An 18,511-nucleotide genomic window follows, 5' to 3' on the forward strand; every position below is an offset into this window, starting at 1 on the left:
TCCGATGACGGAATCGACCGCTCGTCTCGTGCTGCTTCCTGCCACCCGCCTGGCCGACGTGCGCCGGCGATCCGGTGACTACGGCGATACGACCATCGCCCGGGCCTGCGCCATCGCACTGGCCTACTGGGCTACGGGACAGAGCCCCGACGGCCTGGAACTCACCCCCGGCACCCTCTTCGCCGACGTCCTCGGCTGGGCGGACAACGGCGGTGCCGCAGCGGCCGGCTGGGAGGTCGGGACCGACGGCCCGGACGGCGAGGACGGCCGCAGCATCAGCCTCCCGGAAGGCGTCGTACCGGCCGACGCACAGCTCGCCCTGGACGACCTGGCCGACTTCCCGGACCGACCCCTCTCCACCATCGGCCCGTCCGGTGTCGCGCAGCGACTCGCGACCCTGGCCGAGTGGAACGACACCGGGGCGGACCGGATCCGCCCGACCATCGTCGAGATGTTCCGCGAGCAGGCCCGCCTGCGGCCGGACGCCGTCGCCATCGTCGACGAGCACCGCTTGCTGACCTACCGTCAGGCGGCCGAGCTCTCCGGCCAGCTGGCCCACCACCTGATCGCCCGCGGAATCACCGCCGAACAGATCGTCGCCATCTCCCTGGACCGCTCCGCCGCCATGGTGATCAGCCTGCTCGGCGTGCTCCAGGCCGGAGCCGCGTTCGTACCGCTCGACCCGCAGTGGCCCGCCGCGCGCCGCTCCGTCGTCATCGCCGACGCCCGCGTCGTCCTGCAGCTCAACGACTCGGGCGAGCACGCCCCGGACGAACCGGAAGCCGTGCCCGTCGACCTCGGCGACTGGCGGTTCGGCTCCTACCCCGGCGAGGGGACCGCCCTCACCGTCCCCGGCGACGCCCTGGCCTATGTGATCTTCACGTCCGGGTCGACCGGCCGGCCCAAGGGCGCGATGATCCGCCACGAGGCCATCAGCGAGCGCCTGCTGTGGCAGGTCGACGAGATCCTGGGCTTCGGCCACGACGACGCGTCCCTGTTCAAGGCGCCGCTGTCCTTCGACATCTCCATCAACGAGATCTTCCTGCCGCTGGTGTGCGGCGGCCGGCTCGTGGTCCTGCGCCCCGGCGGCGAACGCGACCCGCACCACCTGCTCAGCGTGATCGCCGAGCAGCGCGTCACCTTCACCTACCTCGTGTCGTCCATGCTGGACGTACTGCTGGAGATCGCGGGCGACTCCGGACGCCTCGACAGCCTGCGGCACGTGTGGTGCGGCGGCGAAGTGCTGACGCCGGAGCTGTACGAGCGCTTCCGCACCCGCCTCGACATACCCATGTACCACGGCTACGGCCCGGCCGAGACGACCATCGGCGTCTCGCACGTGATCTACCGGGGCGCCGCGGAACGCCTGTCGACGTCGATCGGCAAGCCCAACCCCAACACCCAGCTGTACGTGCTGGACGACGAGCTGCGCCCGGTCCCGTTCGGGGTCGGCGGCGAGCTGTACGTGGGAGGGTTCCTGCTCGGGCGCGGATACGTGGGCGCACCCGGCCTGACCGCCTCCCGGTTCGTCGCGAACCCCTTCGCCACGGACGGGTCCCGGCTGTACCGCACCGGTGACCTCGCCCGCTTCGCCCCCGACGGATCCCTGGACTTCCTCGGCCGCGCCGACAACCAGATCAAGATCCGAGGCATGCGGCTGGAGATCGAGGACGTCGAGGTCGGCCTCGCCGAGCACCCCGCCGTACGCCACACCTGCGTCGTCGCGAAGAAGAACGCGGCCGGCGGCACCTACCTCGTGGGCTACGTGATCCCCGCCACCGGGAGCGAGGACCTGCGCGCCGACGAGGTCAAGGAGTGGGCCACCGGGCACATGGTGGAGTACATGGTGCCCACCCACATCGTCGTGATGAAGGAGTTCCCGCTCACCGCGAACGGCAAGCTCGACCGGGGCGCGCTGCCGGAGCCCCAGACCGGCGCCGGCGCGCTCGCCCCGCCCGTCACCGAGAACGAGCGCCTGGTGTGCGCGGCGGTCGCGGCGGTACTGCGGCGCGACGCGGTCGGCGTCGACCAGGACTTCTTCCAGCTCGGCGGGGACAGCATCCTGGCGATCTCCCTGCTGAGCGCCCTGCGCGAAGCGGGCCTCCACGTCACGGCCCGCCAGATCTTCACCAACAGCGTCGTGGGCGCGCTGGCAGCGGTCGCGGACCGCGAGGCCGCCGCAGTGGACCACGGCGACGTCGCCACCGGCACGGTCGTGGGATCGCCGATCGTGCAGTGGCTCGGTGCGACCACGGACGCCATCGACGGCTTCGTGCAGTCGGTGGTGCTCAACACCCCGGCGAACCTGACGGCCGACGCGCTCGACGCCGTCCTCACCGCCGTGGTCGCACGGCACGACATGCTGCGCGCCGAACTGGTGCGCGGCGAGCGCTGGAGCTTCGAGATCCCGGAGCCGGACCACGCCGTAGCGCGCTGGCAGGAGAGCGACCTGCCCCTCGACGAGTGCGTCGCGCTCGCCACCGCCGGGCTGGACCCGGAGAACGGCGTGATGCTGCGCGCCGTCTGGCGCAGCGAAGCGCGCCAACTGGTCCTGGTCGCCCACCACGTGGTCATCGACGGCGTGTCCTGGCGGATCCTGATGGAGGACCTCTCCACGGCCTGGCGCTGGTACGTCTCGGGCGCGCCGATCGACCTGCCCCCGGTGGGCACCTCCTTCCGGCGCTGGACGCAGCTGCTGGAGCGCGCGGGATTCGACGGCGACCGCGACCACTACCGGCGCGCCCTGCCGGGGGCGGACGCGCCGCTGGGCCGGCGCGCGCTGTCCGCGGCTGACACCGTCGCCCGCGAACGCACGACGACCCTCTCGGTCGGCCCCGACGTCACGGCCGCGCTCCTGGGCGAAGTCCCCGCGAGGTTCCACGCAGGAGTCAACGACGTCCTGCTGACCGCGCTCGCCGTCACCCTCGCCCGATGGCGCCGCGACCTCGGCCAGGACCAGACGTTCGCGCACGTCGAACTGGAGGGCCACGGCCGCGAAGGACGCCACGTGGCGGACTCCGCCGGCTTCGAGCCGGAACTGTCGCGGACCGTCGGCTGGTTCACCACCCTGTTCCCGGTGACCGTCGACCCCGGCGCCGCCGCCGACCTGACGGCCCCCGCCTACCTGGTCGCCGCGCTCAAGGCGGTCAAGGAGGACCTCGCCCGGGTGCCGAGCAACGGCGTCTCCTACGGAGCCCTGCGCTACCTGGCCGACACCGCATTCGACGCGCCCGCACCCCAAGTGTTGTTCAACTACCTCGGCCGCTTCGACGCGGGCTCCGCCGGCGACTGGGAACTCGCGCACACCACGGGCCAGTTGGGTGAGAGGCGCGACCCCCGGATGCGGCTGCCGCGCGCCCTGGAGTTCAACGCGATCGCCGAACCCGCCGCGGCCGGCGGCGGGTACGAACTGGTCACCACCCTCTCCTGGCCCGACGGGCTGCTCGGCGACCAGGACGTCGAGACCATCGGCGGGTACTTCCGCGAGGCCCTGACCGGACTGGCCGCACTGGCCGCCGTCGACCTGGCCGCACTCGGCCTGGGCGGCCACTCGCCCAGCGACTTCGCCCTGCCCGCACTCACCCAGTCCGACGTCGACGAGCTGGACGGCCCGGCGCTGCGGGACGTCCTGGCGCTGACCCCGCTCCAGGAAGGCCTCTACTTCCACTCGGTCTTCGACGACGACTCCGCGGGCAGCTACGTCGAGCAGCAGCTCCTGACCCTGGACGGCGAGGTGGACGCCGACCGGCTCGCCGCGGCGGCCACCCGACTGCTCACGCTCTTCCCCAACCTGGCCGCACGGTTCACGGCCCTCGCGGACGGCCGCGTGGTCTCCGTACTGGAGGGCGGGGTCCGGGCCCCGTTCACCACCCTGGACCGCCCCGGCATCACCGACGAGGAGATCCGCGAGCACGCCGAGCGCGACCGCCGCGCCGGGTTCGACCTGGCGAGCGGCCCGCTGATGCGGTACACGCTGATCCGCACGGGCCCCGCCCGCAGCGTCCTGGTGCAGACCGTGCACCACATCATCGCCGACGGCTGGTCGGTGCCGCCGATGCTCCGCGCGCTGCTGACCGAGTACCACGCACCGGGGACCGTGCACCCGCTCGGCGGCTTCACCGACTACGTGCGCTGGCTCGCCGGACGCGACGAGGACGAGAGCGACCGGGTGTGGCGCGAACAGCTCGCCGGACTCCCCGGCCCCTCACTCGTCGCCGAGGGGCACACGCCGTCCGACCGGTTCGCCGACACCGCCACCTCGCCGGAGGGGGACGTCGACGAGGCCGCCCGGTCCGCCGGTGTGCCGCTCAGCGTGGCCGTGCACAGCGCCTGGGCCGCCACGCTCGGCGGCCTCCTGCACACCAGGGACGTCGTCTTCGGCTCCACGGTGTCCGGGCGCGACGCGGACGTGCCCGGCATCGGGGACATGGTCGGCCTGTTCATCAACACGATCCCCGTGCGCGCCCGGTGGACCGCCACCACCCCGGCGCGCGACCTGCTCGCCTCGGTCCGGGACCACCAGAGCGCGGTGCTGGCGCACCAGCACGTCTCACTGGCGCGCATCAGCCGTCTGAGCGGAGCCGGCCCGCTCTTCGACACCCTGGTGGTGTTCGACGTGGCGACCGATGTCGCGGACCTGCGCGGCCCCCAGGACACGCTCGTCATCAGCGACATCGTGAACGAGGGCGCCCCGCACTACCCGTTGACCCTCGTGGTGGAGCGCGCGCTCGACGGCCGCCCCCGCTTCAACCTGATCTACGACGGCGCGCTGGTGCGGGAGTCGACCGCCCGGACGGTCCTGGACACCTTCACCCGCACCCTCACCGGCCTGCTCACCCGGCCGGACGACCTCGTCGACGACCTGGCTCCCACGGGCACCCGGACCCCCGCACCGATCACCCCGACGACGCTGGGCGCGCTGTTCGACGCCGCCGCGCACCGCGATCCGGCCGCCACCGCCGTCACCCAGTGCGCCCTCGACGGCGGTAGCCGGTCGCTGACCTACGGCGAACTGGCCGACGCGAAGGACGAGCTGGCCTCGGCCCTGCGCGCCGCCGGTGTCCGGCCGGGCGAACGGGTCGCCGTCGCCGTCCCGCGCTCCCTCGAACAGGTCGTCGCCCTCGTCGCCGTCGTCACCGCGGGCGGTGCGTACGTACCGCTGGACCTCGCCTACCCGGACGGACGCCTGGAGTACGTACTCGCCGACGCGGCCCCGCAGGTCGTGCTCGTGGACCGGGAGCACCGGGACCGCTTCACGCGGCTGCTGGCCCGGGCGGGCGTACCGGCCCGCGTGCTCGTACAGGGGGAGCTGCCGCCGCAGGACGCCCGGGTCGCCGGGGACGGCTCCGGGCCCGGAGCCGACTGGCACGATCCCGCGTACGTGATCTACACCTCCGGGTCGACCGGGCGGCCCAAGGGCGTCGTCGTCCCGCACTCCAGCGTGGTGACCCTGCTCGCGAACACGCGAACCGACATGGACTTCGGCCCGCACGACGTGTGGGTCCAGTTCCATTCGTACTCCTTCGACTTCGCGGTGTGGGAGCTGTGGGGCGCGCTGGCGCACGGGGCCGAGCTCCTCGTGCCGGAGTACGCACTGACCCGCTCACCCGTCGACTTCCACCGTCTGGTGCGCGAGCGCGGGGTGACCGTCCTCAACCAGACCCCGTCCGCCTTCTACCAGTTCATCGAGGCCGACCGGCACGCCGACCAACCCGTCACCACCCTGCGCCGGATCGTCTTCGGGGGCGAGGCACTGGATCCCGGGCGGCTGCGCGGCTGGGTCGAGCGGCACGGGACGGCCCGGCCCGAGCTGGTCAACATGTACGGCATCACCGAGACCACCGTGCACGTCACGCACCGGGTCCTGACCGACGAGGACTTCCGCCCCGGCGCCGGGGCCAGCCCGATCGGAGGCCCGATCCCCGGCCTGGTCACCTACCTGCTCGACGACCGGCTCCGACCGGTCCCGCCGGGCCGGGTGGGCGCCATCTACGTCGCCGGCGACCAGGTCTCCCTCGGCTACCTGGGCCGCCCGTCCCTCACCGCGGGCCGGTTCGTCGCGGACCCGTTCGCAGCCGACGGCTCCCGCATGTACCACACGGGCGACCTCGCCCGCCGTGCCCTCGACGGCGAGCTCGAGTTCACCGGCCGGGCCGACGACCAGGTGCAGCTCAAGGGCTTCCGCATCGAGCTCGGTGAGGTGGAGGCCGCGATCCGCGAACTCGACGGCGTCATCGACGCTGCCGTCACCGTGGCCGCCAGCGCGGACCACCTGGTCGCGCACGTCGTGGGCCGGGTTCCCTTCGACACCGCCGGCCTCGCCGCCCTCGCCGGCGTGCTGGCCTCGAAGCTGCCCGCCCACATGGTCCCCGGCCTGGTCCTCCCCGTCGACGCACTGCCGCTGACGGTCAACGGCAAACTGGACCGCAAGGCCCTGACCGCACGCGCCGCGGCGCACGACGCACCGGACGACGTACCGGCCGCCGCGACCGGCTCCACGACGGGTTCCACGACCGGCTCCGCGCTCACCGCCCTGGTCGACGTCTTCACCGAGACCCTGCCCGGCACCGCCGTCGACGGCGACAGCGACTTCTTCCGGGCCGGCGGCGACAGCATCCTCGCCATCACCGTCGTCAACCGGGCCAGGGCCCTGGGCCTCGCGATCGCCCCCCGGGACGTGTTCCTGCTCAGGACCCCGCGCGCGCTCGCCGAGCACCTGGCGACGAACACCCCGCACCCCGCGGTGCCCGGCGCACCCGCCCCCGCCACCGCACCCCGCGAGGACGGCCCGCTGACACCGACCCCGATCATCCTGCGCCGGCGCGAACTCGGCGGAACCCTCGCCCGGTTCGCCCAGGCCCGGGCCCTGGTCACGGCCGAGGGCACCGGCCACGCCGACGCCGAGCGCGCCGCGAACGCCGTCGTCGCCGCCCACCCGGCCCTGCGGCTGCGACTGCGCACCGAGCACGGCGTGTGGGCCCTGCGCACCGAACCCGCCCGCGCGGTCACCGTCGTACGCAGCGACGCGCCCGACGCGACGGCCGCCGCGGACGAAGCCGCCGGGCGGCTCGACCCCGAGGCCGGTGACGTCATCGCGTTCACCTGGCTGGACGCGACCCGGACCCTCGTGGTCACCGTGCACCACCTCGCCGTCGACGCCGTCTCCTGGCTGATCCTCCTGGACGACATCGCCACCGCCCTGCGCGGGAATCCGCTCGCGCCGCCGACCACCTCCTACGCCGAGTACGCGCAGGCACTGGCCGACCGGTCGGCCCACGAGACCGGCGGCCTCGGGCACTGGATCACCACCCTCCAGGCACCCCCGCTGCTGCCCGTGGCCGAGCGGCCGCGCGAGAGGACGGTCGTACTCCCGCCCGAGGTCAGCGACCTCGTGACGCGCACCGCGCCCCCCGCACTCGGCGTCGGCCTCACCGAGCTGCTGTGCGGCGCGCTGCGCACCGCGCTCACCCGCATCCAGCCCTCGCCCACCGATCTGGCGATCGAGCTGGAGCGGCACGGCCGGGTCCCGGCCTCGGCACACCACGACTACACCCGCACGGTCGGCTGGTTCACCGCCATCGCCCCGGTGCGCCTCACCGCGCACACCGACCCCGTCGCCGCCGCCCGAGAGGTCGCCGAACGCCAGCCGGACGAGCGCGCCCACGTCGCGTACGGCGGGCTCCGGTACCTCAACCCGCAGACGGCCCCCCTGCTCACCGCCCGCCCGCAGGTGCTGTTCAACTACCTCGGCCGGGGCAGCGAGTCGCAGGCCCTCCACCTCACCGGCGTCGACGAGGGCAGCCCGTACGCCGTCGAGGTCAACGCCTGGACGGACGCGGCCACCGGAAGCCTGCACGCGGTCTTCAGCCTCGCCGAGGGCGTACCCGACGAGATCACCCAGCACTGGCGGGCCGCCCTGGAACACGTCGCGGTCGCCGCCACGACCGCCGAGCGCACGGCCCCGGTCACCCCGCTCCAGCGCGGCCTGTTCTTCCAGGCGCAGCTGGCGGGCCCGGCCGGACACTACGTCGCGCAGAGCTGGTTCACCTTCGACCGGCGCCTGGACACCGACGCACTGGCCGAGGCGATGGCCTGGGTGATCGCCCGGCACCCGGTCGTGGGCGCCGGCTTCACCACCGATGACGACGGCAGGGCCGTCCAGGTCCTGGGCGCGGGCCGGCGGGTCGGTGTCCGTACGGTCGACCTCGCGACGGACGCGGAGGTCGACGCCCTGCTCGCCCGCGACCGCGACACCGGATTCGACCCGGGCGAGCCGCCGCTGATCCGCCTGACCGTGGTGCGGCTGCCCGGCGACCGCGACGGCCTGCTGCTCAGCTACCACCTGCTGCTCTGGGACGGCTGGTCCCGCGAGATCGTGCTGCGGGACCTGTTCGACGCCTACGAGGCCGCAGTGGCGGGCGAGCTGACGCCCCCGGCCCCGGCCACGCCCGGCTTCGAGGACTACGCCCGGGCGCTCGACGCGAAGGACCCGGCCGTCTCGGAACGCTTCTGGGCGCAGCACCTGACCGGTCTGTCCGGTCCGACGCTGCTCGCCGGACCGGCGCCGGCCCTGGTCGACGACCTGCCGCGCACGCTCGTGCACACCCTCTCCGCCGAAGGGTCACAGCTGCTGCGGGACGTCGCCCGGAGGTACGGCGTCACCCTCAACTCGGTGCTGACCGGCGCCTTCGGACTCCTGCTCGGAGCCCGCACGGGCCGCGCCGACGCCGTGTTCGGCGTGACCGTCTCCGGTCGCGAGGGCGAGGACCTCTCCGAGGTCGTCGGCGTCCTGCTCAACACCGTGCCCATGTGGACCAGGGCCCGGCCGGACGACACCGTCCGGGACTACCTGACGGCCGTACAGGCGGCCCGGGTCGAGGCGATGGAGCACGAGCACCTCGGGCTCGGCGAGATCCAGCGGGCCGGCGGTCACGACACCCTGTTCGACAACCTTTTCGTGCTCCAGAACTTCCTGGACATGGACGCGTTCGCCGAGATGAACGCCCGGCACGGCATCACCGCGGTACGGGCCGACGACTCCACGCACTACCCGTTCACCTGGGTCGTCACCCCCGGCGACCGGCTCACGGTCAAGCTGGAGTACCGCGACCACGACACCGGGGCGGCCCGACGGCTCCTCGACGACTACCTGGACCTGCTCACCGAGATGGCCCGCACCACCGGGCCGCTCGGCGCGCTGCCGGGCGCGGGGCCCGAGCCGGTGTCCGCCGTGCGCACGGAGGTCGGCACGGACACCGTCGTCGACCGGTTCGACCTGGCGGCCGACCGCGATCCGCAGCGGACCGCGCTCGTCGCCCACGGCCGGACCATGACCTTCGAGCGGCTCCGGGACCGCAGTCGCGACCTGGCGGGCGTGCTCGCCGCACGCGGCATCGGACCCGAGACGACGGTGGCCCTCGCCGTCCCGCGCTCCCTCGACTCGATCGTCGCGCTGTTCGCCGTACTGCGCGTGGGCGCCGCGTACGTGCCGCTGGAGCTGGACCACCCGGACGAGCGGATCGCCGCCATCGTCGCGGACGCCCGCCCGGACGTGACCCTCACCGTGAGCGCCGTATCGCCCCGGCTGACCGGAGACCTGATCGAACTGGACCGGCCCCTACCCGAGGCCGAGCCGTTCGTGACCTTCGCACCCGACGACCCGGACCGCCTGCGCCACCCCGCGTACACGATCTACACCTCCGGGTCCACCGGCAGGCCGAAGGGCGTGGTGACCGAGTACGCCGGGCTGACCAACATGCTGATCAACCACCAGCGCCGGATCTTCGAGCCGGTACTGGCGGACCACGGCCACCGGGTCTTCCGCATCGCCCACACCGTCTCCTTCGCCTTCGACATGTCGTGGGAGGAGCTGCTCTGGCTCGCCGACGGCCACGAGGTGCACATCTGCGACGAGGAACTGCGCCGCGACGCCCCGCGCCTGGTCGAGTACTGCCTGGAGCACGGGATCGACGTCATCAACGTGACCCCGACCTACGCGCAGCAGCTGGTGGCCGAGGGCCTGCTCGACCACTCCGAGCGGCGGCCGGCCCTGGTGCTGCTGGGCGGCGAGGCCGTCACCCCGACCCTGTGGCAGCGGCTCGCCGAGACCGAGGGCACGGCCGGCTACAACCTGTACGGACCCACCGAATACACCATCAACACCCTGGGCGTCGGCACCTTCGAATGCCAGGACCCGGTGGTGGGCGTCGCCATCGACAACACGGACGTGTACGTCCTGGACCCGTGGCTGCGGCCGCTGCCGGACGGCGTCCCCGGAGAGCTGTACGTGGCGGGCATCGGCATCGCCCGCGGCTACCTCGGACAGCCCGCCCAGACCGCGGACCGGTTCGTCGCCTGCCCCTTCGGCGCACCAGGCGAACGCATGTACCGCACCGGGGACCTGGTGGCCCGGCGGCCCGACGGGAACCTGATGTACCTGGGCCGCACCGACCAGCAGGTCAAGATCCGCGGACACCGCGTCGAACTGGGCGAGGTCGAGGCCGCGTTCGCCGCGCACCCGGCGGTGCGGTTCACCGCCGCGGTCGCCCAGCCCGACCCGCAGGTCGACGGCGCGTACCGGCTGGCCGCCTACCTCGTACTCGGCGGCCCCGACGGCCCCGGCGGCCCCGACGGCCCCGGCGGCCCGGACGGCCCGGACCTGGCGGCGGTCGCCGCCGAGGTGGGCGCCGGACTGCCCGACTTCCTGCGCCCGACGCACTACGCCCGGGTCGACCGCATCCCGCTGACCGTCAACGGGAAGGCCGACACCAAGGCCTTGCCGGAGGCCAAGCCGCTCGGCACGCTGACCACGGCGGGGGAGCGCGGCCCGGAGACCGAGACCGAGACCGTCGTGTGCGAGTTCTTCGCCGAAGCACTCGACCTGGACGACGACGAGGTGAGCGCGTTGAGCGATTTCGTGTCCCTGGGAGGGCACTCCATGCTGGCGGTGCGGCTGATCGGCCTGCTCCGCCGGGAGTACGGTCCTGTGATCACGGTCCGTGATCTCTTCACGTTGCGAACCCCGGAAATGATTGCCCGTCACCTCGATGAAAAGTCCTGACACGCAGCGGCCCCGACCGGGGTCCGACATCCTCAAGACCGCGCTGCGCCGCAACATCGGCGCCATGACCTGGGGCACCGTCCTCATGGGCCTGTACCAGGCCGGTGAGACCGCCTTCCCCATCGCGCTCGGCCTGATCGTCGAGCACACGATGCAGGACCGCAGCCCCGGTGCGCTCGCCCTGTCGATCGGCGCGCTGGCCGTGATCATCACGACCGTGTCGCTGTCGTGGCGGTTCGGCATGCGCATCCTGCAGAAGGCCAACACGACCGAGGCGCACCGCTGGCGGGTGCGGGTCGCGGACTGCGGGCTGGAGCCGGTCGCCAGGGACGCCGGCCTCAAGTCCGGCGAGGTACTGACCATCGCCACCGAGGACGCCGACCAGACGGCCGACATCATCGAGGTGGTGCCGCTGTTGATTAGCTCACTGGTCGCCGTGCTGGTCGCAGCGGTCGCCCTGGGATTGGCCGACGTCCGGCTCGGCCTGCTGGTGATCGTGGGCACCGCCCTGATCCTCTCCATCCTGAGCGTGATGTCCCGGCGGATCGGCTCCAGCACGCGCGAACAGCAGGCCCGGGTGGCCCGGGCGGGCGCGAAGGTGGCCGACCTGATCACCGGCCTGCGCCCGCTGCACGGCTTCGGCGGCAACCACGCCGCCTTCCGGTCCTACCGGAAGGTCAGCACGGAGGCCAAGCGCCAGGCGATCACCGTGGCCGGGGTGAACGGCGCCTACACGGGCACCGCGACGGCCCTCAACGCGGCGCTCGCCGCCGGCGTGACCCTGACGGCCGGTTGGCTGGCCTTCGACGGCCGGATCACCGTCGGAGAGCTCGTCATGGCCGTCGGGCTCGCCCAGTTCATCATGGAACCGCTGAAGTTGTTCTCGGACATGCCCAAGTACGTGATGATGGCCCGCGCTTCGGCCGAGCGCATGGCGCTGGTGCTGACCGCGCCCCCGGTGGCCACCCACGGGCCGGAGCGCCCGGCCGCCGGAGGTGGCCTGGAGGTCGACTGCGTCCGGTACGGGGCCCTGCGCGCCCTGAAGTTCCAGGTCCCGGCGGGCGAGTTCGTGGCGATCGCCGCCTACCAGCCGCGCGCGGCGGCCGACCTCGCCGCGATCCTGGCGGTGCAGGTCCCGCCGCACGCGTACGAAGGAGCGGTGCGGGTCAGCGGGGAGGAGCTCGCCGCCCTGTCGATCGAGGCGGTCCGCGCGCACATGCTGGTGAACCCGTACGACGGAGAGATCTTCGCGGGCACCCTCCGTACGAACATCGACCCGTCGGGCACCAGCCGCACGGTCGCCGAGGCCGTCGAGGCGTCCATGCTGACCGACGCCGTCGCCCTCCACCGCGAAGGACTCGACCACGGGGTCCGCGACCGCGGCGCGAACCTCTCCGGCGGCCAGCGCCAGCGGCTGTCCCTGGCCCGCGCCCTGGCGGCCGACTCCGACGTCCTCGTCCTGCACGATCCGACCACGGCCGTGGACGCGGTCACCGAGCAGCTCATCGCACGCAACATCGCGAAGCTGCGCCGGGGCCGCACCACGGTCGTGATCACCAGCAGCCCGGCCCTCCTGGACGCCGCCGACCGCGTGCTCGTCCTGGACGACGGGGTCATCACGGCCGAGGACACCCACCGCAACCTCCTCGCCGGGGACGAGGAGTACTGCTTGGCGGTGGCCCGCTGACCCCTGGGGGACGGTTGTCAGCCGAGCGCCCAGGCCACGTCCCGGAGCAGGGCCTGGCGCCAGCCCGCGCGGTCGTGGCCCGACGCCGAGCGGGAGGCCCGCACGGTCGCTCCGGCCCGTTCGGCCAGGCTCTCGACCAGTTCGCAGTGGGGCAGCATCCGCGTCTCGTGTTCCCCCACGTCGAAGGCGATCCGTAGGCCGGACAGGTCGGGGCGCTCCCGCAGGCGTGCGGCGACGGATCCGCCGACCGGGCCGCCGAGGGGGTCCGCCGACCGCACGGCGCCGGGTGTCCACCACAGCGAGGCCGACTGGCAGGCTACCCGGGACACCAGGTCCGGGAACTCGAGGGCCGCGTACACGGCGCTCAGCCCGCCCAGGCTCTGCCCGGCGACCACCAGTCGGTCCCCGTCCGCGGGTACGCCGGACTCCGCGACCAGCGGCAGCAGTTCGTCGCGGACCGCCTCCCACAGCTCCGGCCGGCACCCGAACTCGGCCTCCCGGTCCTTCGTCGGTAGGAAGACGAGGGTGACGGGGGGCGTCTCACCAGCGGCGACGGCGGAGTCGAAGGCGGTCATGGCCGGGTGGAGGTACAGCCAGTCGTCCCCGTCCAGCAGCAGCACCACGGGTCCGCCGCCGCCCGCCGCGTGGACCCGTACGGTCCGCCGCCTGCCGAGCCGCTCGCTCGCCCAGCGGAGCCGGGTCCGCGGCAGGGGCAGTACGTCGTCGGCCCCGAAGGCGGGCCAGTGCGGCTGGGCCGGAGCGTCCGGGGTGGCGGCGACGGACCGGTCACCGCCCGCCCCGGCCGGGTTGAACGGGTCGGCGTGCGCGGCGTCGCCCACGAGGAACTGGTAGGTCACCCGCAGCCGAGCGGGCATGCGGACCTCGGCGTACCAACAGTCCGTGTCGCCCCAGCGGCGCAGGGGGACCTCCGGCGACCAGCTCTCGAAGCCGATCCGGGCCGCGGCGCCCCGCCACAGGAACAGGGTCGTCCAGCCGCCGCCCTCGGCAGGCACCGCCCCGGGCCCCGAGGCCGCCGCCCAGAACTCCTCGGACCCCGGCTCACCGGGCAGCCCGTATGCGGCGAAGGCGGTCTCCGGGGGCATGAAGTCTCCTAGCGGCAGCGGGAGTTAGGCTGCCCTAAGTTTATAGCGTTCCGGTGGGGTCGGGGAGAGGAAGACGACCTTGATCGACGGAAGGGGCGTCGTACGGGGAGTGGTGTCGGCGGGTCGGATGGTCACGGGTCCGGGCGGACAGGTGCTCGCGGACGGGGCCGTCCTGCACGACGGGGCCCGATCGCGGCGGCCGGGCCGCGCGCGGAGGTCGTGGCGCAGGCCGGCCCCGGGGTTCCCCGACTGGCCTTCCCCGAAGGCACCTTGCTCCCGGGCCTGATCGACTCCCACGTCCCTCTCGTGCTCGATGCCGGCCCCGACCCCGTGGCCGGCCTCCAGGCCGCCCCGGACGCCGAGCTCCACGCCGCGATGGCCGACCGGGCGGGCACTGCTGGTGGTCGACGCCCTCGCGGCGCACGGCCGGCGGGAGGGTGTTCAGCCCGCTGCCGGGGGCCTCCTGAGCAGGGGTACCAGGGGCGCCAGGGGCGTGCGGGCCGCCGGGACGCGTTCCAGGACGCCGCCCGCGAAGACGTCGTAGAGCGGCAGCGTCTCCAGGTGGACGTAGCCGATGTGGCAGTCGCAGGTGGTCAGCGGGCACGGACGCGGGCCCAGCGCGGTCCGGTAGGTGCCGTCGTAGAGGTTGCCGAGCTCGGCGCGGACGAAGTGGCAGCGGCGGACCGTGCCGTCGCCGTCCACCGAGATCACCGACTCGCCGGTGCGGCACGGCAGTCCGGCCGAGCGGTGCGGGTGCCGGCTGTACGGGAACAGCGGGTCGAGGGCCGTCCACGTGTCGGCCTCGGCGTCGGTGTAGGTGTGGCCGTCGGCCGCGTTCACCCACAGGTAGACGTGGGCGGGCAGCGCGGCGCGCAGTCTGCGTGCGTGTTCCAGGTTCTCGGGGAGGCCGACGATGCCGACGCTGTGGCGGACGCCCCGGTCGGCGAGGTCGCGCAGCTTGCCCAGGAAGCGGTCGTACGGGGTCTGCCCCGGGTGGTAGGTGCACCACAGGGCGAGCGTGGCGGGGTCGGCCTCCGCGAGCCAGTCCGTGCGGCAGCTGAGGTTGGTCTGGATGGCGACGCGGTCGACGTGCGGCTGGTGCGAGAGGTCGACGAGGGCACGGCGGTACCAGGAACGGACGAGCCCCTCGCCCCACGGGGTGAACAGCAGGGAGAGCCGGTCCTCCCCGCTGCGGGAGCGCGCCCAGCCGGTGAACCGTTCGAGGGCGGCCCGGTCGGCACGCAGCTGGGCCGTGGTGTCGCGCCGCTTGGCGAAGGGGCAGTACGGGCAGTCGTAGTCGCAGGAGGCGAGCGGGCCGCGGTAGAGCAGGGTGAGGTCCACGGCGGCTACTTGGCCTCGTAGGCGGCCATCGCGGCCCGTACGGCCGGTGAGAACAGCTCGGGGCCGAGCGCGTCGGAGTGGGCCAGGCCCTCGGGCGTGAGGCGCAGGAGCGGGCCCGCGCCGTCCTGGTCGAGCCAGCCGCGGGCGGCGAACGCGGCCAGTTCGGCGGGGAAGTCCTCGTGCGGGTCGGCGCCGAACCGCTCCCGGTAGTCGGCGACCGGCATGCCCTGTGCCTGGAGCAGCGACTGGAGGAGGTGGCGCCGGCGCGCCTCGTCGCCGTTGGTGGGCCGGCCGTGGACGGCGCGGGTGAAGTCGTCGGTGGCGGTGTAGTCGTCGATGATGCCGCGGATCTCGCCCATGTCGACCGCGTAGTCGAACGAGTAGTGCAGCGCGGAAGTGTAGGAACGGGCGCCGCAGCCCAGGCCGATCATGCCGTCGGTCTGGCAGGCGTGGTCGTCCGGGCCCTGGGGTGCCGTACCGGCCAGCCGGAACATGCGCATCGACACCTGCTCGTAGCCGTGCGCGAGGAGGTGGTCGCGGCCCTGCCGGTACAGGCTCAGGCGCTGCTCGTCCCAGGCCCGGTCGGTCAGGGCGGTGCGCCGGGCGAGCCCGGTGAGCGGCCGGACGTACAGCGGGTACAGGTACAGCTCCTCCGGGCGCCAGGCCAGGGCGGCGTCCAGGGAGGTGCGCCAGGTGGCGGGGGTCTGGCCGTCGATGCCGTAGATCAGGTCGATGTTGAGGACGGGGACGCGGGCGTCGCGGATGCGGCCGAGCGCCGCCTCGACGTCGGCGCGGCGCTGGGGGCGCACGGCCGCCCGGGCCTCCTCGGGGAGGAAGCTCTGGACGCCGATGCTGACGCGGGTGGCGCCGCGCTCGGCGAGGACGGCGAGCCGGTCGGCGGTGGCGGTGGCGGGGGACGTCTCCACGGAGAGCGGGACGGCGCGCAGGTCGGCGCCCATGCGCTGCTCGGCGATGTCGCAGAGCCGGTCCAGTTCGGGTGCCGTCAAGAAGGTGGGCGTCCCGCCGCCGAAGGCGGCGTTGGCGAAGGAGACCGGGCCGTCGTCGCCGAGGGCGTCGCGGACGGCGGTGGCCTGGCGCTCCAGGGCGTCGAGGTAGCGCCCGGTGAGCCCGTCCGGGGCGCCGATGCGGGTGAAGAGGTTGCAGAAGCCGCAGCGGACCTCGCAGAAGGGTATGTGGAGGTAGAGCGAGAGGGCCTCCTTGCGCTCGCCGTGCCACAGGTCGCGCAGGGCGGGCCGCTCGGGCAGCGGCCGGTACGCGGTCTTGTGGGGGTAGGCGTACACGTAGGCGCTGTACGGGCTGCCCGGCGGCGCGGTGGGCGCGAGCGGGGCGGGTGCGGGGGCGGTCATGCGGACGGCTCCAGGAAGAAGTGGGCGTACGGCACGGTCCAGACGGCCTCGTGGGCGAGGCGGTGGCCGGTGTAGCCGTCGTCGCCGTAGGTGGTGCCGTGGTCGGAGCAGACGATGGCGAAGCAGCGGCGGCGGGAGCTCATGGCGGTGAGGAGCCGGCCGACGTGCCGGTCGACGTATTCGAGGGCGGCGGCGTGGGTGGCGCGGGTGTCGCCCGCTTCGGCGGTGGCACCGGCGAGGTGGAACCAGTTGGGCTGGTGCAGCGCGGAGGCGTTGACGAAGAGGAACAGCCTTTGGTCGGCGGGGAGCGCGGCCACGACCTGTTCGGCCCGCTCGACCTGCGCCTCGAAGGAGGTGGGCGAGGCGACGCCGAAGGCCGGTTCCCAGTGGCTCTCCTGGAACATGCCGGGGAGTACGTCGCCCAGCGCGCCCTGCTTGTTGAAGAAGCCGACGCCACCGATGCACACCGTCTGGTACCCGGCCGCGGCCAGGCCCGACACCAGGTCGGGGGTGTCGAACACGTACGTGCGGCCGGCGGTGCTCTCGCTGCCGGCGAAGCGGGCGGCGAACAGCCGGGGGTGCGGGCCGGGCCGGGCGGGGGTGGGCAGGAAACCGGCGAACATCGCCTGGTGGGAGGCGTAGGTGAAGCTGCCGGGGGCGTGCCGCTTCTCCCAGACGCCCCCGGGCAGGTGCCGGGCCAGGTTCGGAATGCGCCCTGCGGCGGCCAGTTCGACGGCGACGTCGTGGCGCAGGGTGTCCAGGGTGAGCAGGAGCAGGTCGTCGCGGCCGACGACCTCGTTCATGTCGGGGAGCGGGAGCGCTGGGGTCTCAGGCGGGTGCACGGTGGTTCCTCGGGGGGTGGTGCTGTACGTGTCTTCGGATGGCGGCGGCCACTTGTGCGGCGTAGGTGTCCTGGCCCTCGGCGCCGCTGCCGGGCAGTCCGGTCAGGCCCGGCAGGAGGTCGCCGAAGGCGTTGACCTCGGCGACGGCGAACCGCTGCCAACCGACGGCGGGCAACAGGTCGACGCCGACGCACAAGGTGCCCGGGAAGCAGGCCGCGGCCCGCTCGCAGGTCCGCAGGGCTTCGGCCCAGGCGGGGCCCGCGGCCCGGACCGCGGCGGCGAGGTCGCCGCGTCGGCCGCCGAGGTGGAGGTTGGTCATGGGGGTCCGGCTGGTGCGGACCACGGCGTGGGTGGCCCGACCGGCCACGACGACCACGCGCAGGTCGGCCGACCCGTCCCCGAGGGAGGCCTTGGGCCACCACCGTTCGAGGTGGAGCCCGTCGGGGGCGAGGGCGTCGACCAGCGCGGCCACCTCCGGCTCGCGCGTGAGGCGCCGTACCCGCAGGGAGTTGTGCAGCCGGCCGTCCTCCGCGCCCTCCACGGAGGTGGTCGCCCTGATCCGGCCCCTGCCGGCCGTCTCGACGGCGACGACACCGGAGGCCGAGGACCCGTGGGCCGGCTTCAGGAACACCCGGGGCATGCCGTGCGCGGCCATGAGGGCCCGTACGTCGTCCCAGCCGCGCACCGGAGCCTTGCCGCCGGAGGTCGGCGACCGCGGAACCGGGACGCCGGCGCGGGCGAGGACCTCGTGGCAGAGCCGCTTGTCGAAGAGGACGGCCAGCTCGTCGGGGTCGTCGAGGCGCCGGCCGCCGGTGAGCGTCCGGACGGCCGCCGTGAAGGCGGCGTACCAGCGGGCCCCGCCCTCCACCCGAGTGGGGTCCCCGGCGCCCCGCAGGAGCCGGTCGACCTCGGCGTTCTCCCCGGGCGACTCGATCCGTACGATCTCGTCGGCGGCGAAGGCGGCGCCGCCCCCGCGCAGGACGTCCGTCCAGGGCACGACGCGCGGCGCGGGCAGCCCCGCGTCGCGCACCGCCCCGGAGAACAGGGCGACGCGCCGGTTCTCCGGGTTGCCGACGACCGCCCAGCGCGGCGGTGGTGCGTGGTGCGTCATG

Annotated in this window: 7 protein-coding genes; 2 read left to right on the forward strand and 5 right to left on the reverse strand. The window is 73.8% G+C overall.

The genetic code is table 11. The features are described 5' to 3' along the window. The first annotated feature begins 4 nt into the window (after window positions 1-4). Window positions 5-11,059 carry a non-ribosomal peptide synthetase gene (locus OG386_RS36565; protein WP_328791656.1) on the forward strand — a complete coding sequence of 3,685 codons (11,055 nt, stop codon included), beginning with the start codon at window positions 5-7 and terminating at the stop codon, window positions 11,057-11,059. Beyond that, complete coding sequence (locus OG386_RS36570; RefSeq protein WP_328791657.1) at window positions 11,046-12,746, forward strand: ABC transporter ATP-binding protein; 1,701 nt, start codon at window positions 11,046-11,048, stop codon at window positions 12,744-12,746. The genes OG386_RS36565 and OG386_RS36570 overlap by 14 nt, the downstream gene beginning before the upstream one ends. Window positions 12,747-12,763: 17 nt before the next feature. Here the strand turns inward: OG386_RS36570 and OG386_RS36575 are convergent, their stop codons facing one another. The 5 genes from OG386_RS36575 to OG386_RS36595 form a co-directional block, all read right to left on the reverse strand. Continuing rightward, on the reverse strand, window positions 12,764-13,849 hold the full coding sequence (locus tag OG386_RS36575) for an alpha/beta hydrolase-fold protein (protein WP_328791658.1): 1,086 nt from the start codon (window positions 13,847-13,849) through the stop codon (window positions 12,764-12,766). A 441-nt stretch (window positions 13,850-14,290) separates the two neighbouring features. Beyond that, entirely contained in the window at window positions 14,291-15,190 is a 900-nt protein-coding gene (locus OG386_RS36580; protein ID WP_328791659.1) for an STM4011 family radical SAM protein, read from the reverse strand. 5 nt (window positions 15,191-15,195) lie between these two features. Beyond that, window positions 15,196-16,557, reverse strand: a complete 1,362-nt coding sequence (locus tag OG386_RS36585) for an STM4012 family radical SAM protein (protein ID WP_328791660.1) — start codon at window positions 16,555-16,557, stop codon at window positions 15,196-15,198. Then, window positions 16,554-17,360 carry an STM4013/SEN3800 family hydrolase gene (locus tag OG386_RS36590; protein WP_328793485.1) on the reverse strand — a complete coding sequence of 269 codons (807 nt, stop codon included), beginning with the start codon at window positions 17,358-17,360 and terminating at the stop codon, window positions 16,554-16,556. The genes OG386_RS36585 and OG386_RS36590 overlap by 4 nt, the downstream gene beginning before the upstream one ends. A gap of 25 nt (window positions 17,361-17,385) precedes the next feature. Further along, window positions 17,386-18,510 carry an STM4014 family protein gene (locus tag OG386_RS36595; protein ID WP_328791661.1) on the reverse strand — a complete coding sequence of 375 codons (1,125 nt, stop codon included), beginning with the start codon at window positions 18,508-18,510 and terminating at the stop codon, window positions 17,386-17,388. Between the last annotated feature and the right edge of the window lies 1 nt (window position 18,511).

It is taken from the genome of Streptomyces sp. NBC_00273, assembly GCF_036178145.1.
Taxonomy (GTDB): Bacteria; Actinomycetota; Actinomycetes; order Streptomycetales; family Streptomycetaceae; genus Streptomyces.

Coding starts and splice junctions, on each gene's coding strand:
- OG386_RS36585 (WP_328791660.1), bottom strand. CDS start 16,557: ATGACCGCCCCCGCACCCGCCCCGCTCGCGCCCACCGCGCCGCCGGGC.
- OG386_RS36570 (WP_328791657.1), top strand. CDS start 11,046: ATGAAAAGTCCTGACACGCAGCGGCCCCGACCGGGGTCCGACATCCTC.
- OG386_RS36590 (WP_328793485.1), bottom strand. CDS start 17,360: ATGAACGAGGTCGTCGGCCGCGACGACCTGCTCCTGCTCACCCTGGAC.
- OG386_RS36565 (WP_328791656.1), top strand. CDS start 5: ATGACGGAATCGACCGCTCGTCTCGTGCTGCTTCCTGCCACCCGCCTG.
- OG386_RS36575 (WP_328791658.1), bottom strand. CDS start 13,849: ATGCCCCCGGAGACCGCCTTCGCCGCATACGGGCTGCCCGGTGAGCCG.
- OG386_RS36595 (WP_328791661.1), bottom strand. CDS start 18,510: ATGACGCACCACGCACCACCGCCGCGCTGGGCGGTCGTCGGCAACCCG.